The organism is Nocardioides sp. GY 10127 (genome assembly GCF_004919085.1).
Lineage (GTDB): Bacteria > Actinomycetota > Actinomycetes > Propionibacteriales > Nocardioidaceae > Nocardioides.
Window position 1 is genome coordinate 229,874 of the sequence record NZ_STGL01000007.1, and the last position, 20,993, is coordinate 250,866.

At 74.2% G+C, this 20,993-nt stretch carries 17 protein-coding genes; 8 read left to right on the plus strand and 9 right to left on the minus strand.

The features are described from left to right. Positions 1-4: 4 nt before the first annotated feature. The 6 genes from E8D37_RS13510 to E8D37_RS13535 all read left to right on the plus strand — a co-directional run bounded on the left by E8D37_RS13510 (position 5) and on the right by E8D37_RS13535 (position 7,435). Positions 5-541: a histidine phosphatase family protein gene (locus tag E8D37_RS13510; RefSeq protein ID WP_168929752.1), complete on the plus strand. Its 537-nt coding sequence runs from the start codon at positions 5-7 to the stop codon at positions 539-541. Positions 542-689: 148 nt separating this feature from the next. Beyond that, positions 690-1,235, plus strand: a complete 546-nt coding sequence (locus tag E8D37_RS20120) for a hypothetical protein (protein ID WP_206055746.1) — start codon at positions 690-692, stop codon at positions 1,233-1,235. A 165-nt stretch (positions 1,236-1,400) separates the two neighbouring features. Continuing rightward, entirely contained in the window at positions 1,401-2,921 is a 1,521-nt protein-coding gene (gene glpK, locus E8D37_RS13520; RefSeq protein WP_136570297.1) for a glycerol kinase GlpK, read from the plus strand. 45 nt (positions 2,922-2,966) lie between these two features. Further along, complete coding sequence (locus E8D37_RS13525) at positions 2,967-4,685, plus strand: glycerol-3-phosphate dehydrogenase/oxidase (protein ID WP_136570298.1); 1,719 nt, start codon at positions 2,967-2,969, stop codon at positions 4,683-4,685. Positions 4,686-4,752: 67 nt separating this feature from the next. Next, positions 4,753-6,063: a 23S rRNA (adenine(2503)-C(2))-methyltransferase RlmN gene (rlmN, locus tag E8D37_RS13530; protein WP_240770419.1), complete on the plus strand. Its 1,311-nt coding sequence runs from the start codon at positions 4,753-4,755 to the stop codon at positions 6,061-6,063. 133 nt (positions 6,064-6,196) lie between these two features. Then, positions 6,197-7,435 carry a glycosyltransferase family 1 protein gene (locus E8D37_RS13535; RefSeq protein WP_136570299.1) on the plus strand — a complete coding sequence of 413 codons (1,239 nt, stop codon included), beginning with the start codon at positions 6,197-6,199 and terminating at the stop codon, positions 7,433-7,435. On the opposite strand, the gene E8D37_RS13540 is transcribed toward E8D37_RS13535, so the two are convergent. The 6 genes from E8D37_RS13540 to E8D37_RS13565 all read right to left on the minus strand — a co-directional run bounded on the left by E8D37_RS13540 (position 7,432) and on the right by E8D37_RS13565 (position 14,110). Next, positions 7,432-8,607, minus strand: coding sequence for a Rossmann fold nucleotide-binding protein (locus E8D37_RS13540; RefSeq protein ID WP_136570300.1), 1,176 nt, complete (start codon positions 8,605-8,607; stop codon positions 7,432-7,434). The two genes, E8D37_RS13535 and E8D37_RS13540, sit on opposite strands and share 4 nt — an antisense overlap. Positions 8,608-8,671: 64 nt before the next feature. Further along, complete coding sequence (locus tag E8D37_RS13545) at positions 8,672-9,610, minus strand: RIO1 family regulatory kinase/ATPase (protein ID WP_136570301.1); 939 nt, start codon at positions 9,608-9,610, stop codon at positions 8,672-8,674. A 168-nt stretch (positions 9,611-9,778) separates the two neighbouring features. Then, entirely contained in the window at positions 9,779-10,543 is a 765-nt protein-coding gene (gene ddaH, locus E8D37_RS13550) for a dimethylargininase (protein WP_136570302.1), read from the minus strand. A 73-nt stretch (positions 10,544-10,616) separates the two neighbouring features. Further along, complete coding sequence (locus E8D37_RS13555) at positions 10,617-12,008, minus strand: FAD-binding oxidoreductase (RefSeq protein WP_206055747.1); 1,392 nt, start codon at positions 12,006-12,008, stop codon at positions 10,617-10,619. After that, positions 12,005-12,493 carry an Lrp/AsnC family transcriptional regulator gene (locus E8D37_RS13560; RefSeq protein WP_136570303.1) on the minus strand — a complete coding sequence of 163 codons (489 nt, stop codon included), beginning with the start codon at positions 12,491-12,493 and terminating at the stop codon, positions 12,005-12,007. Before E8D37_RS13560 ends, E8D37_RS13555 begins: the two co-directional genes overlap by 4 nt. Positions 12,494-12,721: 228 nt before the next feature. Next, entirely contained in the window at positions 12,722-14,110 is a 1,389-nt protein-coding gene (locus tag E8D37_RS13565) for an aspartate aminotransferase family protein (protein ID WP_136570304.1), read from the minus strand. 167 nt (positions 14,111-14,277) lie between these two features. Between E8D37_RS13565 and E8D37_RS13570 the strand changes: the two genes are divergently transcribed. Both E8D37_RS13570 and E8D37_RS13575 read left to right on the plus strand, forming a co-directional pair. Then, a complete protein-coding gene (locus tag E8D37_RS13570; protein ID WP_136570305.1) occupies positions 14,278-15,906 on the plus strand; it encodes an amidohydrolase in 1,629 nt (542 codons plus the stop codon). A gap of 110 nt (positions 15,907-16,016) precedes the next feature. Beyond that, the gene (locus E8D37_RS13575; protein WP_136570306.1) at positions 16,017-17,453 is read left to right on the plus strand and encodes a gamma-aminobutyraldehyde dehydrogenase; all 1,437 of its coding nucleotides are present in this window, start codon (positions 16,017-16,019) and stop codon (positions 17,451-17,453) included. Positions 17,454-17,529: 76 nt separating this feature from the next. On the opposite strand, the gene E8D37_RS13580 is transcribed toward E8D37_RS13575, so the two are convergent. The 3 genes from E8D37_RS13580 to E8D37_RS13590 all read right to left on the minus strand — a co-directional run bounded on the left by E8D37_RS13580 (position 17,530) and on the right by E8D37_RS13590 (position 20,773). Beyond that, complete coding sequence (locus E8D37_RS13580) at positions 17,530-19,230, minus strand: cation:proton antiporter (RefSeq protein ID WP_168929753.1); 1,701 nt, start codon at positions 19,228-19,230, stop codon at positions 17,530-17,532. A gap of 80 nt (positions 19,231-19,310) precedes the next feature. Continuing rightward, entirely contained in the window at positions 19,311-20,030 is a 720-nt protein-coding gene (locus tag E8D37_RS13585) for a cache domain-containing protein (protein WP_136570308.1), read from the minus strand. Continuing rightward, positions 20,027-20,773, minus strand: a complete 747-nt coding sequence (locus E8D37_RS13590) for an FCD domain-containing protein (protein ID WP_168929754.1) — start codon at positions 20,771-20,773, stop codon at positions 20,027-20,029. Before E8D37_RS13590 ends, E8D37_RS13585 begins: the two co-directional genes overlap by 4 nt. Positions 20,774-20,993: the final 220 nt, after the last annotated feature.

Below are 20,993 nucleotides of genomic sequence, written 5' to 3' on the forward strand. Positions count from 1 at the left end.
GCCCGTGGTCACGCTGACGCTCGTCCGGCACGGCCGGCCGCTGGTCGACCCCGCGCTGCCGCCGTCGGCCTGGGAGCTGGACCCGGCCGCGTTCGACGAGGTCTGGGCGCTGCGCGACGTCCTGTCACCCCGATCGTCACCCCGGGCGTCATCCCGGGCGTTCTGGGCGTGCTCGCCCGAGCGGAAGGCGGTGGAGACGGCGCAGCTCCTCACCGACGGGGACGTCGGGGTGCTGCCGTCCCTCGTCGAGCAGCGCGGCCGCACCTGGCTCCCCGAGGGCCTGGACGCCGCGGTGGCCGACGCGCTCGCCCGGCCGTCCGTGCCGGCCCGGCCCGGCTGGGAGCCGGTGGCCGACCTGCGCGCGCGGCTCGTGGCGACGGTGGACGCGCTGCGCGCCGAGCATCCGGGGCGCGACCTGGTGCTGGTGGGGCACGGCCTGGCGTGGACGGTCCTCGAGGCGGCCGTGCGGGGCACCGAGCCGACACCGGGGGAGTGGCGGGCGTGGGGGTTCCCGGACGTCCACTCGCTCCCCCTGCCGTGAGGACGGTCGCGCGGCGCCACGCCCGTGCCGGGTAGCGCTACATCTGTCGTAAAGACTCGCCGAGTCGAGACCGACCTCATGCTCGCTGCACAGGTTCCGGACAGTCGCGCCGCCGTGGGTGCGCGGCACGGCGTGGGAGAATGCCGCCATGTCGCAGACCGAGGCATCCCCCGTCGAGCCCCCCGCCGACGCCGCCGGCACCGTCACCCCCGAGCAGGCCGGCAGCGTCGGGCCCGACACGGCCGACACGGCCGCCACGGCTGACGACACGGACGCGGGCGCGCCCGAGACCTCCCAGCAGCCCGCGGTGGACGAGTCCTCCGAGGTCCTCACCCCGAGCGACGATCGGACCCCGGACGACACCGGTGGGGCGGAGGAGGACCCGCACGTCGGCTGGTGGCGCCGCGGACACCCCACGTTCGCCGCCCTGGTCGGCTTCTACACCGGCCTGGTGTTCGTGCTCGTCGTCCCCGGCGCGTACGCGGGCGTGCTCTCCCTGGTCACCGACCGGTCCACCGCGGCGTCCGCGTTCCCGTTCGTGCTCCTGGCGTTCGTCGTGCCGATCGGCCTCCTGGTCCCGCGGCTCACCCGCCGGTTCGCCCGGTACATGCTGCTCGGCATCTTCTCCACCGCGCTCGTGGTGGCGATCGCCGGCGGGGTCACCCTCTACGTCCTCTACGAACGCGGTCTCTGACCCGCCTGCGCGTCGCGCGCTCCCCGCGGGGCTCCGGCTCCTGGCGCCCCGGGTACTGGCGAACCGGGCCTGCGTGCACCAGAGTCGGTGGCTGACCCCTGCGGTCGTGCACCGCAGCCACGCGACGCCGGACGACGCCGTCCGGCGGAGGGAAGGAGCAGCGCCGTGACGAGGTACGTCGGAGCCGTCGACCAGGGCACGACGAGCACCCGGTTCATGATCTTCGACCACGACGGTCGCGAGGTGGCCCGGCACCAGCTGGAGCACACCCAGGTCATGCCGCGCGCCGGCTGGGTCGAGCACGACCCGGTGGAGATCTGGGAGCGCAGCCGGTCGGTGATCCAGACGGCGATGAGCCGGGCGGGCATCACCGCTGCCGACCTGGCCGCCGTCGGCGTGACCAACCAGCGGGAGACCACCGTGGTCTGGGACCGCCGCACGGGCCGCCCGTTCCACAACGCGATCGTCTGGCAGGACACGCGCACCGACGCCCTCGCCCAGCGGCTCGAGCGCGACGGCCACGGCGACCTGATCCGCCACCGCACCGGTCTCACCCCGAGCCCCTACTTCTCCGGCGGCAAGATCCGCTGGCTGCTGGACCACGTCGAGGGCCTGCGCGAGGCGGCGGAGGCCGGGGACGCCCTCTTCGGGACGACGGACTCCTGGCTGATCTGGAACCTCACGGGCGGCCCCGAGGGCGGCGTCCACGTCACGGACGTCACCAACGCCAGCCGCACCATGCTCATGGACCTCGAGACGTGCGCCTGGGACGACGAGCTGCTCGAGGTCCTCGGCGTGCCCCGCCGGATGCTGCCCGAGATCCGGTCCTCCTCCGAGCCGGGCGGCTACGGCGTCACCGACGCCCACGGGCCGTTCGCGGGGGAGGTGCCGATCACCGGCATCCTGGGCGACCAGCAGGCGGCCACCGTCGGGCAGGTCTGCTTCGAGCCGGGGGAGGCCAAGAACACCTACGGCACGGGCAACTTCATGCTCCTCAACACGGGTACCGAGATCGTCCGCTCGACCTCCGGGCTGCTCACGACGGTGGCCTACCGCTTCGGCGACGCCCCCACCGTCTACGCGCTCGAGGGCTCCATCGCCGTCACCGGCTCGGCCGTGCAGTGGCTGCGCGACCAGCTCGGCATCATCTCGGGAGCGGCGCAGTCCGAGGCGCTGGCGCGGCAGGTGGAGGACAACGGCGGGGTCTACTTCGTCCCCGCGTTCTCCGGCCTCTTCGCGCCGTACTGGCGCTCGGACGCCCGCGGCGCGATCGTCGGCCTCTCCCGCTACAACACCAACGCCCACGTCGCGCGGGCCACGCTCGAGGCGATCTGCTACCAGTCGCGCGACGTCGCCGACGCGATGGCGAAGGACTCCGGCGTCCCGCTGGAGGTGCTCAAGGTCGACGGCGGCGTCACGGCCAACGAGCTGTGCATGCAGATCCAGGCGGACGTCCTGGGCGTGGACGTCGTGCGGCCCGTCGTGGCCGAGACGACCTGCCTGGGCGCGGCGTACGCGGCGGGCCTGGCGGTCGGCTTCTGGTCCTCGACCGACGAGCTGCGCGCCAACTGGGCGGAGGGACGGCGCTGGAGCCCCGCCTGGGACGAGGAGCGACGCGAACGCGGCTACCGTCAGTGGGGCAAGGCCGTCCGTCGCACGCTCGACTGGGTCGAGATCGAGGACTGACCACCCGCCCGCAGCCACCCCGACCCTGCGAGAGAGAGTGAACCCATGCGAGCCCTAGCGCTGTCCCCCGAGCACCGCGCCCAGTCGCTGCGAGCGATGGCCTCCGAGGAGCTGGACATCCTCGTGATCGGCGGCGGGGTGGTGGGCGCCGGCTCGGCCCTGGACGCCGCGACCCGCGGCCTGCGCGTCGGCCTGGTCGAGGCGCGCGACTTCGCCTCGGGCACGTCCAGCCGCTCCTCCAAGCTCGTCCACGGCGGTCTGCGCTACCTGGAGATGCTCGACTTCCGGCTGGTGGCGGAGGCGCTGAAGGAGCGCGGCCTGCTGCTGCAGAAGCTCGCTCCCCACCTGGTGCACCCCGTCCCGTTCCTCTACCCGCTGCAGGGCAAGGGCTGGGAGCGGCTCTACGCGGGCACCGGCGTGCTCCTCTACGACGTGATGGCGCGGGCCGCGGGTCGCACGGGCGTCCCCGTGCACCAGCACCTGACCCGGCGGGGGGCGCTGAAGAAGGTGCCGTCCCTGCGCAAGGACGCCCTGGTCGGCGCGCTGCAGTACTACGACGCCCAGGTCGACGACGCCCGGCACACGATGTTCCTGGCCCGCACCGCCGCCTCCTACGGCGCCGACGTGGCCTCCCGGGCGCGCGTGGTGGAGCTGCTGCGGGAGGGCGAGCGGGTCACCGGCGCGGTGGTCCGGGACCTGGAGTCGGGGGAGGACCTCACCATCCGGGCCCGACAGGTGCTCAACGCCACGGGGGTGTGGACCGACGAGACGCAGTCCCTCGGCGGGGCGCGCGGGCAGTTCCACGTCCGCGCGTCGAAGGGCATCCACCTCGTCGTCCCCAAGGACCGCATCCGCTCCGAGGTCGGCCTCATCCTGCGCACCGAGAAGTCGGTGCTCTTCGTCATCCCGTGGGGCCGGCACTGGATCATCGGGACGACGGACACCGACTGGACGCTCGACAAGTCCCACCCCGCGGCGTCCCAGGCGGACATCGACTACCTGCTCGAGCACGTCAACGAGGTCCTCGAGACGCCCCTGACCAGGGAGGACGTCGAGGGCGTCTACGCCGGGCTGCGCCCGCTGCTCAAGGGGGAGTCCGAGGCCACGTCCCAGCTCTCCCGCGAGCACGCCGTCGGCCACCCCGTGCCCGGCCTGGTCGTGGTGGCGGGGGGCAAGTACACGACCTACCGCGTGATGGCGAAGGACGCCGTGGACGAGGCCGTCTTCGGCCTCGCCGACCACTTCGACCGCAGCGTCCCGCGCTCGACCACCGAGGACGTCCCGCTGCTGGGGGCCGAGGGCTACCGGGCGCTGTGGAACTCCCGGCACGTGCTGGCGCGGCGCCACGGGCTGCACGAGGTGTGGATCGAGCACCTGCTGAAGCGGTACGGCTCGCTGGTCCACGAGGTGCTCGCGCTGGTCGACGCCGACGCCGACCTGGGCCGCCCCCTCGGCGGCACGGGCGACTACCTGCGCGCCGAGATCGTCTACGCGGCCAGCCACGAGGGCGCGCGTCACCTGGACGACCTGCTCACCCGGCGCACCCGGATCTCCATCGAGACGTTCGACCGCGGCACGGGGGTCGCCCAGGAGGCCGCCGCGCTGGTCGCGCCGGTGCTCGGCTGGAGCGAGGAGCAGACGGCGCTGGAGATCGAGCACTACCTCAAGCGGGTGGCGGCGGAGCGGGAGAGCCAGACCATGCCGGACGACGCCACGGCCGACGCGGCCCGGCTCGGCGCGGCCGACGTCGTCCCGCTGACCTGAGCGGGGACGCCCCCGCCCCGGCGGGGGTTTCGCCAGCACCGTCACGCGGTGCCAGACTGGACGGGCCATGACTGACCAGCAGCCCGTCGCCACCGACGCCCAGGACTCCCCGGACGAGAACGCCGACCTGGCGGCCCTGCCGCGCACGGACGCCCAGAGCGAGGCCCTGAGCGAGGCCCAGAGCGAGGCCCAGCGGGAGGCGGCGATCGACGCCGAGATCGCCGCGAAGCTGCCGCCCCAGCCCACGGGTGGGGAGAAGGCGCTGCCGCTGGTCTTCGAGGCGCCCCGGGGCCGGGGCAAGCCGCCGGCCCACCTGGCCGACCTCGACCCCGCCGGTCGCAAGAAGCTGCTCGAGGACAACGGCCTGCCCGGCTTCCGCGCAAAGCAGCTCTCCACGCACTACTTCTCCCGGCTGGTCGACGACCCCGCCGAGATGACGGACCTGCCCGCCGGCCAGCGCGACCAGCTCGTCAGCACGCTGCTGCCGAGCCTGATGACCAACCTGCGCACCCAGACCGCCGACAAGGGCACCACCCGCAAGACGCTGTGGCGGCTCTTCGACGGCGCGCTCGTGGAGTCGGTGCTCATGCGCTACCCCGGCCGCACCACCATGTGCGTCTCCTCGCAGGCCGGCTGCGGCATGGCCTGCCCGTTCTGCGCCACCGGCCAGGGCGGTCTCCAGCGCAACATGTCGACCGCCGAGATCGTCGAGCAGGTCATGGCGGGCGCCCGCAGCCTGGCGCGCGGCGAGGTGCCGGGCGGCCCCGGCCGGGTCAACAACGTCGTGTTCATGGGCATGGGCGAGCCGCTGGCCAACTACAAGGCCGTCGTCGGCGCCGTCCGCCGCCTCACCGACCCCGCCCCCGACGGCCTCGGCATGTCCGCCCGCGGCGTCACGGTCTCCACGGTCGGCCTCGTCCCGCGGATCCGCCAGCTCAAGGACGAGGGCGTGCCCGTCACCCTCGCGCTCAGCCTGCACGCGCCGGACGACGAGCTGCGCAACGAGCTCGTCCCGATCAACACCCGCTTCTCCGTGGCCGAGACCGTCCAGGCCGCCTGGGAGTACGCCCAGGCCACCAAGCGCCGCGTCTCCATCGAGTACGCGATGATGGCCGGCATCAACGACCAGGCCTGGCGGGCCGACCTGCTGGCCGACGTCCTCTACGGGGACACGGGCGAGCGCGACTGGGGCTGGGTGCACGTCAACCTCATCCCGCTCAACCCGACGCCCGGCTCGAAGTGGACGGCCTCGGACCCGAAGGACGAGGCCGAGTTCGTGCGTCGCCTCGAGGCCCGCGGCATCCCCGCGACCGTCCGCGACACCCGTGGGCAGGAGATCGACGGCGCCTGCGGCCAGCTGGCCGCCTCCGAGGCCTGACTCGCCCGGCCTGACCCGATCGACCTGCCCGACCCGGCCCGGCGAACCGGTTCGGACGCTGTTCACCCACCCGTCGGCGACTCCGCCCCCGGCCTTCCTCGGCCCGTACGCCGGGCGTCCCAGGCTGAGCCACATGAGCCTGCTGACGGCGCACCAGCCCTCGCACCCCGGCCACCCCCTGGACCACACCCCCGGCCACCCCCTGGCCCCCGTCACCCCGCCGGCCGCCACGGACCGCCTCCGGGTCCTGGTCGTGACCGAGTCCTTCCTGCCGGCGGTCAACGGCGTCACGAACTCCGTCCGCCGGGTGCTGGAGCACCTCGCGGAGGAGGGTCACGTCGCCGAGCTCGTCGCGCCCAGCGGCCCCGCGACGTACGCGGGCTTCCCGGTGACCCAGGCGTTCTCCACCGCGCTGCCCTGGTACCCGTCGTTCCGGCTGGGGCTGGAGACACGCCGCCGCCTGCGCCAGGTGATGGCGCGGTTCCGGCCGGACGTCGTCCACATCGCCTCGCCCGCCACCCTCGGCCACCAGGCCGCGCTGGCGGCGGCCCAGATGGGCATCCCGTCGGTGGCGATCTACCAGACGGACATGGTCAGCTTCGCCGACCGCTACGTGAAGGGCGCCGGCGGCCGCGCGATGGCGGCCCTGACCCGGCGCATCCACACGCGCGTCGACCGCACGCTGGCACCCTCCACGGCCTCGCTGGCCCAGCTGGAAGCGCTCGACGTGCCCGAGACCTACCGCTGGCCGCGCGGCGTCGACGCCGTCTCCTTCCACCCCGGCCACCGGGACGCGGCCTGGCGCCGCGAGCTCGCCCCCGACGGCCGGGCGCTGGTCGGCTACGTCGGCCGGCTGGCCTCGGAGAAGGAGCTCGACCTGCTCGTGGGGCTGCACGCCGACCCGCGGGTGCGGCTCGTGATCGTCGGGGGAGGCCCGGACGAGGAGCGCCTGCGCGGCCTGCTGCCGGACGCCCGCTTCCTCGGCGTCCTGCACGGTGCGGACCTCTCCCGGGCGCACGCGAGCCTCGACGTGTTCGTCCACACCGGCCGACACGAGACCTACTGCCAGTCCGCGCAGGAGGCGCTCGCCTCGGGGGTGCCCGTGGTCGCCCCCCGGCAGGGCGGGCCCGTGGACGTCGTCCCCGACGGCGTCGGCGGCTACCTGTTCACCCCCGGGGACGCCGACGAGCTGGCCGCGCACGTCGGGCGGCTGCTCGACGACCCCGGGCTCCGGGCGCGCCTGGGGGCCCAGGCGCGGCGGGCCGTCGAGGGCCGCACGTGGCGCGCGGTGAACGAGGCGCTCGTGGGCCACTACCGGGCCGTCGTCACCGCCCGGGCCGCCGCCGAGCGGCGCGTGCGCGCGGCTGCCTAGCCCTCGCTTCCCCTGCCCCCGGGGCCCGCCCCGGTGACGATCGCCGCGGCCTCCTCGACGTCGTCGACGAGGTGCACGTGCTCCTCCATCGCCCGCCCGCGGGCCAGCGCGGCCAGGAGCGGCCACGCGGGCAGCTCCTCGGTCCAGTAGCGCCTCCCGACGAGCACCATCGGCGCGACCGACTCCTCGTCGGCGTAGTAGTTCTCGCACGCGTCCTGGAAGACCTCCTGGACCGTGCCGCCGGCACCCTGGAGGAAGACGATCCCGGCGTCGCAGACCTCCAGCAGGATCGCCTCGCGGGTGGCGTTCCGGAAGTACTTGGCGATCGCGGTGGCGAACAGGTTGGGCGGCTCGTGGCCGTAGTGCCAGGTCGGGATGCCGAGGGTGCCGGCGTCGGGCGCCGGGGGCGCCTCGGCCAGGACGTCGCGGGCCGCCATCGCCCAGGCGTCGATGGAGGGCCGGTAGGTGGGGACGACGGCCAGCCGACCGAGCGCCGCGGCCAGTGCGTCCTCCCCGGCCGCCCGCCCGCCGCCCGAGAGCCGCGCGCCCAGGTTGGCCGCCTCCATCGCGCCCGGGCCGCCGCCGGTGGTGACCGACAGCGGGTGACCCTCGTCCGCCCCCTCCGTGGCGAGCAGCAGGCCCAGCCGGGCGGCGGCCGCGTACTGCTCGTCGGTGCGGGTCGCCTGGTGGCCGCCCATGACGCCGACGAGGCTGCGCCCCTCGCGCCAGCGGCCGAGCGCCAGGTCGATGGCGTGGTCGTGCAGGGCCCGCGCCAGCGTCGGTGGCGTGGTGGCGCCCTCGGGCAGCACCGCCGGGTCCTGCTCCTGGCTCCAGGCGTAGGCCCGGCCGTCGAGCGAGTCGGCCCAGGTCGGCGCGTCGTAGAGCTCGTCGGCGGAGTAGAGCCCGGCCCGGTACACGTCGACCGGGACGTCCGGCAGGGCCGGGAGCACCAGCGCGCCCGCGGCGTCCACGTGCTCGGCGTCGCCCTCGGCGAAGGTGCAGCCGAGGAAGGTGGCGCCCGCGACGTCCGCGCGCCGCAGGCGGTGGCCGAGGCCGGTGAGGTCGAGCCCGCGGAGCCGCCAGCCCGACAGCGTGCGTGCCCCGCCGTCGAGCCGGCGCCGGAGGTCGTGGGTGGACGTGACGTCGACGGTGCGTCCGCGGGTGTGCCTCACGAGCGCGACGCTAGCCCGTCGGTCGGCCACCCCGCGGGGTGGCCGACCGACGCCCGCGGGACGCCTAGAAGGCGTGGGCCATGAGCTCGTCGAACAGGTCCTGCCCGTCGACCTCGAGCCCCTTGGACGCGAACCAGCGGCACATGTTGGTGCAGTCGCGCAGCAGGAAGTCGAACCCCGCCGGGTTGGCGACGAGGTCGACGACCTGGGGGAGGTCGATGATGACGAGCCGCTCGCCGGCGGCGAGGGTGTTGTAGGGCGAGAGGTCGCCGTGGACGAGGCCCGCGCCGACCATCGTCGCCATCGCCTCGCGCAGCTGCTCGTACCAGCCGTCGAGCACCCTGCGGTCGGGCCGGGACGCCTGCAGCCGCGGCGCGGTCTCCGGGCCGTCCTCGCCCTCCACCGTGATCCACTCCATGAGGAGCTCGGTGCCGTCGACCTGGACGGGGTAGGGGACCGGCAGGCCGAGGCCGGTGAGCCGGACGAGGGCGTCCCACTCCGCCATCGCCCACTGCCCGGCCGCCACCGAGCGTCCGTGCGCGGACTTCTTGGCCAGCGCCCGCATGTCGCGCGTGTTCCGCACGGTGCGGCCCTCGGTGTAGGTCGATGCCCGCTGGAACGAGCGGTGGTCGGAGTCGCGGTAGCGCTTGGCGACCATGACGACGGACTCGCCCAGGGCGTCGGACCCGGGGACGGCGCGCTCGAGCAGGAACGCGTCGGCCTCCTTGCCGGTCTTGAGGACGCCGAGGTCGGTGTCGACGGCGGCCTGGGAGGTCACGAGCCACTCCGGGCGCGGCTGCGGGCCGCGGCAGGTGGGCTCGACCGAGAGCCAGGTGGAGAACCGCTGGCCGTCGCCGACCTCGTCGGAGGCGTGGAAGTCGAAGACGAAGGACGGGTCGAGGTCGTCCGACGACGTGCCCCTGCCCGGCCGGGCAGGGGTGGGGTGGGTCGTGCTGTCAGTGCCGGGGTACCCGGCGCCCCAGGAGGGGGAGGGAGTGCTCAACGCAGGTGCTCTTTCGCGAGAGGGAGGTCTGGCTCGAAGGCAGGCCGGAGACAGTCATGGACATGTCACGCTCCTCTCGCGGTCGGGTGGCCGTGTGCCGCCCGGGGCGCGCCCACTGTGGTGGACGCGCCCCGGGTCGGGCAACCGATTTACGGCTCGGCGGGCGGCTCAGCCCCGCAGGCGCACGGACAGGCAGGTCACGCAGCCCTCGAGCTTCTCGAACTCGGAGATGTCGACGGAGACGACGCGCAGGCCCCGCGCCGCGACGATCTCCTGGCTGCGCGGTGCGGACGCCGACATGAGCACGGTGTCGTCGTCCAGGCAGACCACGGCGGAGCCGTGGGGCTCGGCGACGCGCACGAAGGGCTCCCAGGCGGCCGGGTCGTCGACCGCCTCCTCCCAGGCCACGACGGTGCCGTCGGGCAGCGCGGTGAGCGCGGACTTCAGGTGGAGCACCTTGGACAGGGGGACGCCGACCACCTCGGCGCCCTCGCCGGCCAGGTGCTCCCGGATCTGCTCCATGGCGCCGCGGCTCGTGCGGCCGCTGATGCCGACGTAGAGCCTGTCGCCCTGCTTGAGCACGTCGCCGCCGTCGAGGGAGTGCGGGGACTCGATGCGGGCGATCCGGTAGCCGAGGTCGCGCAGGGTCGACTCCGTCCCCGAGGTCTCCGGGCGGCGGGCGGAGTGGCCCGGGCGGCAGATGATCGCGGTGTCGCGGAACGCGACGACGGTGTCCTCGACGAACACGGCGTCGGGGCAGGAGTCGGCGGGCGGCACCTCGATGGTCTGCCAGCCCTCGCGGCGCAGCGCCGCGACGTACCCGTCCCACTGGTGGCGCGCCAGGTCGAGGTCGACGGCGGTCCGCTCCAGGTGGGTGACGATCCCGTCGGCCAGCAGGGGGCCCGGGCGGCGCACGAGCGCCAGCTTTCTCATGAAGGGCACCGTAGCCGGTCCCCTGACGACGTGGGCAGCGCCGGTCCGAATCCGACCACGGTAGGGACGACTCCTAGCCGAGGAGGGGCGCCATGGCCCGCGCGAGCAGGGACGGACGACCCGTGAGCGCCTCCTCGGCGTCGGCCAGGTTGGTCACGTTGAGGCCCGCGTTGACCCCCAGCCAGCGCAGCGGCTCCGGCTCCCAGTCGGGGGAGCCGTGGCCGGTCCAGGGCAGCGAGGTGAGCTCGGTGTCGCGCTGGAGGACGAGGTCGCGCAGCGTCCGGCCGGCGAGGTTGGTCGTGCTCAGGCCGTCGCCGACGTACCCGCCGGCCTGCGCCAGCCCGGTGCGGCGGTCGTAGGAGGCCGAGGCGCACCAGTCGCGCGCGATGCCCAGCGGTCCGCCCCAGCGGTGGGTGACCCGGTGGCCGCGCAGCACCGGGAACATCTCCACCAGGCTCGACCACAGGCGGGCGTAGGTGCGCTCGTCGCGGTCGAACGCGGGGCGGATGGAGGAGCCGAGGTGGTACGGGGCGCCGCGGCCGCCGAAGACCAGCCGGTCGTCCGCGGTGCGCTGGCCGTAGATGATGAGGTGGCGGTGGTCGGAGAAGGTCTCCCGGCGGGCCAGCCCGATGCGGTCCCAGACCTCCTGGGGGAGCGGCTCGGTGCCGATCACGAGCGAGTAGACGGGGATCACCGCGCGGCGGCTGCCCGGCAGCTGCGAGGTCCACGCCTCGGTGGCGCGCACGACGACGTCGGCGGCCACGGTGCCCCGGTTCGTCCGGACCTTGCCCTGCTCGATCGCGAGCGCCTCGGTGCCCTCGTGGATCGTCACGCCCCGGGCCTCCACGGCGCGGGCCAGGCCGCGGACGAGACGGGCGGGGTGCAGCACGGCGCAGTCGGGGGTGTAGGTCGCGCCGAGGGTGTGGGTCGCCGCCAGCACGGACGTGGCCTCGGCCGCGTCGAGCAGGCGGACGTCGTCCTCGCCGCGGCGCCAGGTGCGGGCGTGCTCGACCTCCGCGCGGGCGCGGGCGAGCTGGGCGGCGTTGCGCACCAGCGAGATCGTCCCGCCCTTGGTGGCCTGGGCGTCGATCCCCTCGACCTCGGCCACGCGCAGCACCTCGTCCACCGTCGCGCGCATCGCGCGGTGCTGGGCGAGGGCGGCCTCACGGCCGGCGGAGCGCGCCAGGGAGTCCAGGGACGCCGGGAAGAGTGCCGAGCACCAGCCGCCGTTGCGGCCGGAGGCGCCGAACCCGGTGACCTCCCGCTCCAGCACGACGATCCGCAGGGTCGGGTCCGCCTCGGCCAGGTAGTAGGCCGTCCACAGGCCGGTGAGGCCGCCGCCGACGATCGCGACGTCGACCTGGGTGTTGCCGGGCAGGCCAGGGCGCGGGGCGAAGTCGTCGTCCGCGGTGTCGTGCCACAGCGAGAGCCCGGCGTAGCCGGTGGTGGCCGCCGTGGCGCTCACCGGACGCCCCAGGAGTAGGTCTGCTTGCGCAGCTGGAGGTACATGAAGGTCTCCGTGGAGGTGACGCCGGGGATGGACCGGATCTCGTGGGAGACGAGGTCCAGCAGGCCCTCGTCGCTCTCGGCCACGACCTCGGCGAGCAGGTCGAAGGAACCGGCGGTGATGACGACGTAGTCGACCGCGTCGATCTCGGCCAGCGCGTCGGCCACTGGTTCGAGGGCGCCCTGGCAGCGGATGCCGACCATGGCGGTGCGGGCGAAGCCCAGCTGGAGGGGGTCCGTGACGGCCACGACCTGCATGACGCCGGACTCGACGAGCCGCTGCACCCGCTGGCGGACGGCAGCCTCCGAGAGCCCGACGACCTTGCCGATCGCGGCGTAGGAGCGGCGTCCGTCCTGCTGGAGCTGCTCGATGATGGCCTTGGAGACGTCGTCGAGGGCGTGCGTCTTCTCGGCCCGGTCCGGGTGGCGAGGCTGGCGTGTCATCGCGGTGAGTCTGTCAGCCGGGATCGCAGGAAGTCCACGGCTCTGGGTGCTGATTTCGTTGCAATCGTGTTTCCGATCTGCGGTTTCTTCAGTTTCGGACGCTCCAGGCTTCCCAGATCCTCAGGTGGCGCGCCGCGGTGCAGGGGTCCGTGGACGCCGCGAGGGCCGGCCGCGGGTGCGGCCGGCCCTCGCCGGGTGGTGCTGGCCGCCGTGCGGCGGGGAGGCTGCTCAGAGCATCGAGCCGGCCTTGTCGAGGACGGAGCGCAGGATCTGCTCCATCTCGTCGAACTGCTCCGGGCCGCAGATGAGCGGCGGCGAGAGCTGGATGACCGGGTCGCCACGGTCGTCGGCGCGGCAGTAGAGGCCCTGGTTGTAGAGCTCCTTGGAGACGAAGCCGTAGAGGATGCGCTCGCACTCCTCGTCGCTGAACGACTCCTTGGTGGCCTGGTCCTTCACGAGCTCGATGCCGTAGAAGAACCCGTCACCGCGGACGTCGCCGACGATCGGCAGGTCGCGCAGCCGCTCCAGCGTGGCGCGGAAGGTGGCCTCGTTCTCGCGGACGTGCTCGAGGACGTTCTCCTCCTCGAACAGCTGGAGGTTGCGCAGGCCGACGGCGGCGGAGACCGGGTGGCCACCGAACGTGTAGCCGTGCAGGAAGGACTCGGTGCCCTGGAGGAACGGCTCCATGAGCCGGTCGGAGGCGATCATCGCGCCCAGCGGGGAGTATCCGGAGGTGAGGCCCTTGGCGGAGGTGATGATGTCGGGCTGGTAGCCGTAACGCTCGGCGCCGAACATGTGGCCGAGGCGGCCGTAGGCGCAGATGACCTCGTCCGAGACCAGCAGCACGTCGTGCTCGTCGCAGATCTCGCGCACGCGCTCCCAGTAGCCCGGGGGCGGGGGGAAGCAGCCGCCGGCGTTCTGCACCGGCTCGAGGAACACGGCGGCGACGGTGTCGGCGCCCTCGTTCTCGATCGCGATGCCCACCTGGTCCGCGGCCCAGCGGCCGAAGGCCTCGGGGTCGGAGGAGTCCAGCAGGCCCGAGGTGATCTCGGAGGCGCGGTAGACGTTCGTGTTGGGCACCCGGAAGGTGGAGGGCACCAGGGGCTCGAACTGCGCCTTGAGGCCCGGGAGGCCGGTGATGGACAGCGCGCCCTGCGTGGTGCCGTGGTAGGCGACCGCGCGGCTGATGACCTTGTGCTTCATCGGCTTGCCGGTGAGCTTGAAGTAGTTCTTGGCGAGCTTCCAGGCGGACTCGACGGCCTCGCCGCCACCGCTGGTGAAGAACACGCGGTTGAGGTCGCCCGGCGCGTAGGACGCCACCTTCTCGGCCAGCTCGATGGCGGCCGGGTGGGCGTAGGACCACAGCGGGTGGAAGGCGAGCTCCTTGGCCTGCGCGGCGGCGGCCTCGGCGAGCTCGGTGCGGCCGTGGCCGAGCTGGTTCACGAACAGGCCCGCGAGACCGTCGAGGTAGCGACGGCCCTGGATGTCGTAGATGTAGGCGCCCTCACCGCGGACGATGACGGGGACGTCCTCGCTCGCGTACCGCCCGTGCTGGGTGAAGTGCATCCACAGGTGGTCCTTGGCAGCGCGCTGCAGGTGGTCGTAGTCCGGGCTCATGCGCCCATCCTGACCCGACACCCGCGGGCAAGGCAAGCCCTCGGCTACTGATTTCGTGGCATCTGATCTCCTGGAAGACGGATTCCGTTGTGACAATCGCGTTACGCGGACGTTATGAGTGGCTTCGTGTGGCCGATCCGTGGTCTCGCGGTGGTAGGAATCAGGCCATGGCGACGACGATGCTGATCGGTGGGTCCGTGTTCGACGGGCACCGCTACCTGGGCCCGCGGGACGTGCTGGTGGTCGACGGGCGGGTGGCCGCGGTGACGGCCCCCGGGGTCCTGGGCGGGGGGTCCGAGCAGGACGCCGTCGTGGTGGACGCCGCGGGCGGCCTGGTCTGCCCGGGCTTCACCGACGCCCACGTCCACGCCGTGCAGGGCGGGCTCGAGCGCATCCGGTGCGACCTCACCGAGGCGTCCACGCGCGACGGCTACCTCGCCCTCGTGTCGGCCTACGCGGAGGCGAACCCGGACCTGCCGTGGGTGCTCGGCGGGGGCTGGGCGATGGCGGCGTTCCCCGGCGGCACGCCCACGGCGGCCGACCTCGACACGGTCGTCTCCGACCGGCCGGTCTTCCTGCCCAACCGGGACCACCACGGCGCCTGGGTCAACAGCCGCGCCCTCGAGATCGCCGGGATCGACGCGGACACCCCCGACCCGTCCGACGGGCGCATCGAGCGGGACGCCGAGGGTCGCCCCACCGGCACCCTGCACGAGGGTGCCATGGACCTCGTGGCCCGCCACCTGCCCGTGACGACGCCGGAGGAGCACGACGCCGCGCTCGCCGAGGCGCAGCGCTACCTGCACTCCCTGGGCGTCACCGGCTGGCAGGACGCCATCGTCGGCGCCTACGCCGGGATGGACGACCCTGGCCCGGCCTACCTCCGCGCGGCGCGCGCGGGCACGCTGACCGCCCACGTCGTCGGCGCCCTGTGGTGGGACCGCGAGCGCGGCGTGGAGCAGGTCCCCGAGCTCGTCGCCCGCCGGTCCGAGCTCACCCACGGCCGCTTCCGCGCCACGACGGTCAAGGTGATGCAGGACGGCGTGGCCGAGAACGGCACCGCCGCCATGCTCGAGCCGTACCTGGACCGGTGCGGCCACCCGACGTCCGGCTCTGGCCACTCCTTCGTGGACCCGCACGTCCTGGCCACCGCCGTGCCGGTGCTGGCCGAGGCCGGCTTCCAGGTCCACGTCCACGCCATCGGCGACCGCGGGGTGCGCGAGGCGCTGGACGCCTTCGCCGGCCTGGACGACGCGGGGCGGGCGCTCGGGCACCACATGGCCCACCTCCAGCTGGTCCACCCCGACGATGTCCCGCGGTTCGCCGCGCTCGACGTCACCGCCAACATGCAGTCGCTCTGGGCGTGCCTGGACGAGCAGATGGTCGACCTGACGCTGCCCGTGCTCGGCTCGGAGCGCAGCCGGTGGCAGTACCCGTGGGCCTCCCTGCTGGCGGCGGGCACCGCGCTGGCCGCGGGGTCCGACTGGCCCGTCTCCAGCCCAGACCCGTGGGCCGCCACGCACGTGGCGGTCAACCGCTGGGCCCACGGCGAGGAGGGGCCGGCGGGCAGCGAGCCGTTCCTGCCCGAGCAGGCGCTGGACCTGGCGACCGCGTTGGCCGCCTACACCTCGGGCAGCGCCGCGCTCAACGGCCGGCCGGACGCCGGTCGGGTCGCCGCCGGGGCGGTCGCGGACCTCGTCCTGCTCGACCGTGACCCGTTCGTGGGGCCCGTCGAGGAGATCGGCGCGACCGGGGTCGTGGGCACCTGGGTGGAGGGCGTGCGGGTCCACGGCTGAGGTCCGGTGGGGTGACGGCTTCGGATTTCGTATTGCGGCGACGTTACAAGTAGGGAATCAGTCGTCGCACCCGTTGTCGGCAGCGCTTTTCCCCCGTTAGGGTCGCCAGCATGGCCGACAAGACCTTCTCCAACGTCATCAACGGCGAGCTCGTCCAGGCTGCCTCCGGGCAGACCTACGACGTGATCGACCCGACCACGGGCGGTGTCTACGCCCAGGCGCCGCTGTCGGGGGCGGAGGACGTCGACCGCGCCTACGCCGCCGCCGACGCGGCCTTCGAGGGCTGGGGCTGGGGGACCACCCCCCAGGTGCGCGCCCGCGCCCTGCTCAAGCTCGCCGACGCCATCGAGGAGCGGGCGGAGGAGATCTGCCGCGTCGAGTGCGAGGACACCGGCAAGCCCTTCCAGCTCACGATGGACGAGGAGATGGGCTACGCCCACGACCACTTCCGCTTCTTCGCCGGGGCCGCGCGCATCCTCGAGGGCAAGTCGGCCGGGGAGTACATGACCGACCACACCTCCTACGTGCGCCGCGAGCCCATCGGCGTGGTCGGCCAGGTCACGCCGTGGAACTACCCGCTCATGATGATGATCTGGAAGATCGCCCCGGCCCTGGCCGCGGGCAACACGATCGTCCTCAAGCCCAGCGACACCACCCCGGCGTCCTCGACCTTCCTGGCCGAGATCGCGCAGGAGTTCCTCCCGCCGGGCGTGCTCAACATCGTGTGCGGCGACCGCGACACCGGGCGGACGCTCGTCTCGCACCCCACCCCCCAGATGGTCGCCATCACCGGCTCGGTGCGCGCCGGCATGCAGGTCGCCGAGGCCGCCTCGGCGGACCTCAAGCGCGTCCACCTGGAGCTGGGCGGCAAGGCTCCCGTCATCGTCTTCGACGACGCCGACGTGGAGAAGGCCGCGGCGGGCATCGCCGGCGCCGGCCTGTTCAACGGTGGTCAGGACTGCACTGCGGCCACCCGCGTCCTCGCCGCCCCCGGCATCCACGACGAGCTCGTGGCGGCGCTCGCCGAGGCCGCCAAGGGCCTGCCCACCGGCATGCCGGACGACGCCTCGACCTACTACGGCCCGCTCAACAACGCCAACCAGCTCGCCCACGTCACCGGGATGGTCGACCGGCTGCCCGACCACGCCGAGGTCGTCACCGGCGGCGCCCGCAAGTTCGACCAGGGCTACTTCTACGAGCCCACCGTCGTCTCCGGCCTGCGCCAGGACGACGAGCAGGTGCAGAACGAGATCTTCGGCCCGGTCATGACGGTGCAGAAGTTCACCGACGAGGCCGAGGCGCTGCGCTGGGCCAACGGGGTCAAGTACGGCCTCGCCTCCAGCGTGTGGACCTCCGACCACGGCCGCGCCATGCGGGTCTCGCGTCGGCTGGACTTCGGTGCGGTGTGGATCAACACCCACATCCCGTTCCTCTCCGAGATGCCCCACGGCGGGTTCAAGCACTCCGGGTACGGCAAGGACCTCTCGATGTACGGCTTCGAGGACTACACCCGCATCAAGCACGTGATGAGCTACTACGGGGAGTGACCCCGGCGCTCGCCGCACGGCCCCGGGGCGCACGCCCCGGGGCCGTCGTGCGTCCCGGCCTGCTCGTGTCCCGGGCTCAGGCCCGCAGGCCCCCCACGGCGAGCTCGCCGGCGTCGAGGCGCAGCAGCATCTCGCGGATGGCCGCGGAGTCGTAGCGGCCGGTGGCGCGCGCCTCGAGCAGGGCCTCGCGCTGGTCGTCGATGACGGCCTGCCGCACGCGCCGGTACTCCGCGACCCGGCGTGCCCGCTCCGCGTCGTCCTCCCCGGCCCACAGCACGTGCCGGTCGGGGTGGGAGGCCTCCCGGGCCTCGTCGAGGACGATGAGCTCGACCCGCCGGCCATCCAGCCCGTGCTCGGCGATGTCGTTGGTGGTCGAGTCGGCCACGTCGCTGAGCAGCGTGGCCAGGCTGTGCCGGTGCTCGCGCTCGACGTCGCGGCGGTCGACCTGCGCCCCCAGCCAGCGGACCACCCACGCCAGCGTGCCGCCCTGGAGGACCAGGGTGGCGACGGCCACGGCGAAGGCGGTGAGGACGAGCAGGGGTCGGTGCGCCGTGGACGAGGGCAGCGTCTGCGCCGCGGCCAGCGTGACCGAGCCGCGCAGGCCGGCCCAGAAGATCACCCCGCCGTCCCGCTTGGTCATCCGCTCGTCGGCGTAGAAGCGCAGGTCCGCCTCGCGCCGCTCGAGCTCCTGCTGGAGCCGCTGGCGGCGGTGCTCGGAGGTCTGGGCCCGGAAGTGGGGCCCGAGCCGGCGCTCCCAGCGTCGGCGCACCGCCTCGGTCCGGGCCCGGCCGCGGGCGTGCTCGGTCCGGGCGCGGGCGACCAGCGTGGCGACGAAGGCGGCGCGGACGCCCCACAGGACGAGCAGGCACAGCCCGCCCACCAGCAGCACGTCGGCCCAGGGGCGCGGGTCGTCGGCGAAGTCCTCGACCAGCCCGCGGGTCTGGAGCCCCATCACCAGGAAGACCCCGGCCTCCAGCAGGAACGACAGGGAGTGCCAGTTGGTCGACTCGGCCCGGCGCACGGCGGCGGGGAGGAGGTGGACGCGGCGGGCGCTCACCACCAGGCCCGCGATGACGGCGGCCACGAGCCCGGAGGCCCCGAGCTCCTCGGCGGGGAAGTAGGCCAGGTAGGGCACGACGAACGACGTGGCGACGTTGAGGGTGTCGTCGGAGATCCGGCTGCGGACCTGGAGGGTCAGCCAGCCGATGACGGCGCCGACCAGCACCGCGACCACGAGGGAGCGGGCGAGGTCGCCCGCGACGCCGCCCACCGTGAGGGCGCTGCCCGCCACGGCCGAGCGCAGCAGGACGAGCGCCGTGGCGTCGTTGAGCAGGGACTCGCCGTCCAGCACCGTGACGACCCGGGGGGCCACGCCCGCCTTCTTCACCACCGTGGTGGCCACCGCGTCGGTCGGGCTGATGACCGCGCCGAGCGCCACGCCTGCCGCGAAGCCGACGCCCGGCACCAGGGTGGAGACCACGAGCCCGCACAGCAGCGCCGAGACGACGACCACCGCCACCGAGAGCCACGTGATCGAGCGGAGCTCACGGCGGAAGTCGAGGGTCGGCATGTTGACCGCCGAGGCGTAGAGCAGGGGCGGGAGGACGCCGGCCAGGACGACGTCCGGGTCGATCGCCACCACGTCCACGCCGGGGGCGAAGCTGATCGCCACCCCGGCGGCGACCAGGGCCAGGGGAGCGGTCACCCCGATGCGGGGCGCGACCGCGCTGACCGCGACGACCACGACGAAGCACACGACCACCAGCACCGGTTCCACGTGCCCGATCATGCCGGGTCGGCCGTCGGCACCCCGGGCGGACGCGGCGCGGGCGGGGAGTTCTCAGGACTCCCGCAGGCTCAGGCCGGCCGGTGCTCCGGGGACAGGAGGCGCAGGGGGAGGTCGCCGACGCGGACGGCGGGAGCCTCGTCGAGGCCGCGCGGCAGCCGGTCGCCCGAGGCGAGGACGGGATCGGCGGCCAGGACGACCTGGCCGGAGTCGGTCGCGAGCACCGCGCCGGCGGCCCGCACCGAGGGCAGCAGCAGCCGCTCGACGGTGTCGAAGAGGGTGTCGGCCCCCACCAGCCCCACCACCTGCCCGTCCATGTGGACGGGGGCGGTCGTGGTGACGACCAGCGCGTCGGTGCAGACGTAGTCGACGTAGGGGCCGGTCACGTGCCGGCGGCCGGTGGCCGTGGGGACCCGGAACCACTCGTGGCGGCGGTAGTCGAAGCGGTCGCGGCCCAGCGGCATGCCCCGCGAGGGCATCGGCCCGGAAGGGCCGCGCATCCGCCAGGCCAGGTGCAGGTCGGCGTCGCGGAGGAGGCCGGGGGCGGCCACGAACCCGGCGCCGGCCACCGGCCGGGCGTCGATGACGGCGTCGATGGCCGGGCGGACGGCCCGGTCCAGCGCGCCGGTCGTGCGCGTGCCCTCGGCCACCGCGTCCAGGACGGCGGTGCGGACGTCGTCCAGGCGGGCGAAGACCCCCTCGAGGTAGCCCAGCGTCGCCGCCACGCAGGCCTCCACGGCCTCGCCGCGCTCGGCGGTGCCGGGGGAGGACGCCAGGGTGCCCGCCCTCACGAGGCGCTCCGCTCGGTGGCGTCGGCGTGGAGGCGCGCGAGCCGGGCGAGGACCTCGCGCCAGTGCGCGCGGGTGCAGCGCCGGGCGGCGTCCGGGTCGCCGGCCGCGAGGGCGTCGACCAGCCGCTCGTGGTGGGCGCGGGTGAGCCCGAGGACCTCCGGGTCGGCCAGTGGCAGGCGGGCGAGCGGCCCGAAGTCGGCCTCGAGGGCGAGCACCTGGCGGGTGAGCCGGGCGGAGCGGGTGAGGGAGGCGACGGAGAGGGACAGCTCGGCGTCGGCCTGGCGCCACAGACCCGGCTCCTCGCCGTGCGGGACGAGGTCGGCCAGTGCCCGGGCCTCCTCGGGGGCCGCGCGCTCGGCCGCGAGCTCGGCGCAGCCGGCGAGGAGCAGGGTGAGCTCGGTGCCGCGGTCGTGCAGGTCGGCGCGGGTCATCGACGCCAGCCGGCCGTGCGCCCCGGCGTCGCCGCCCGGCGTCTCGAGCGCCACGAACGTCCCGCCGCCCCGCCCTCGGGTGGTGCGGACCAGGCCCTGGCCGCGCAGCGCCGTGAGGGCCTCGCGGACGGTCACGACGGCGACGCCCAGCATGCCGGCCATCTCGGGCTCCGACGGCAGCCGCTCGCCGCGGGCGAGGAGCCCGGCGCGGATCGCGGCGCCCAGGCGCTCCTCCACCTGGGCCGCGCGCGAGACGTCACCGAGCGGCGCGAGGACGGCTCGCCGTGCGTGGTGGCTGGTGGGGCCGGACACGCTCACCCCTCTCGGGTGGCTCGGGTGGCTGGTGGCTCGGGTGGCTGGTGGCTCGGGCGGGTCGGGCTGCTGGTGGTGCGGGCGGACGGGGGCGGTCGCGCTGCCAGGTCGTCACCGAAGTGTTATCAGACAGCTCTATTCGTTTAATGACCGCTTCCATAGGTTATGGGCCGACGACGCGCTTCGCCAGGGGTGCGTCCAGGGGACCTCGACGCGTCCG

What these genes read in the sequence shown, in the direction of transcription:
- E8D37_RS13565 (WP_136570304.1), bottom strand. Translation starts at nt 14,110, where the DNA reads ATGAGCCCGGACTACGACCACCTGCAGCGCGCTGCCAAGGACCACCTG.
- E8D37_RS13535 (WP_136570299.1), top strand. Translation starts at nt 6,197, where the DNA reads ATGAGCCTGCTGACGGCGCACCAGCCCTCGCACCCCGGCCACCCCCTG.
- E8D37_RS13525 (WP_136570298.1), top strand. Translation starts at nt 2,967, where the DNA reads ATGCGAGCCCTAGCGCTGTCCCCCGAGCACCGCGCCCAGTCGCTGCGA.
- E8D37_RS13570 (WP_136570305.1), top strand. Translation starts at nt 14,278, where the DNA reads ATGGCGACGACGATGCTGATCGGTGGGTCCGTGTTCGACGGGCACCGC.
- rlmN (WP_240770419.1), top strand. Translation starts at nt 4,753, where the DNA reads ATGACTGACCAGCAGCCCGTCGCCACCGACGCCCAGGACTCCCCGGAC.
- E8D37_RS13575 (WP_136570306.1), top strand. Translation starts at nt 16,017, where the DNA reads ATGGCCGACAAGACCTTCTCCAACGTCATCAACGGCGAGCTCGTCCAG.
- E8D37_RS13560 (WP_136570303.1), bottom strand. Translation starts at nt 12,493, where the DNA reads ATGACACGCCAGCCTCGCCACCCGGACCGGGCCGAGAAGACGCACGCC.
- ddaH (WP_136570302.1), bottom strand. Translation starts at nt 10,543, where the DNA reads ATGAGAAAGCTGGCGCTCGTGCGCCGCCCGGGCCCCCTGCTGGCCGAC.
- E8D37_RS20120 (WP_206055746.1), top strand. Translation starts at nt 690, where the DNA reads ATGTCGCAGACCGAGGCATCCCCCGTCGAGCCCCCCGCCGACGCCGCC.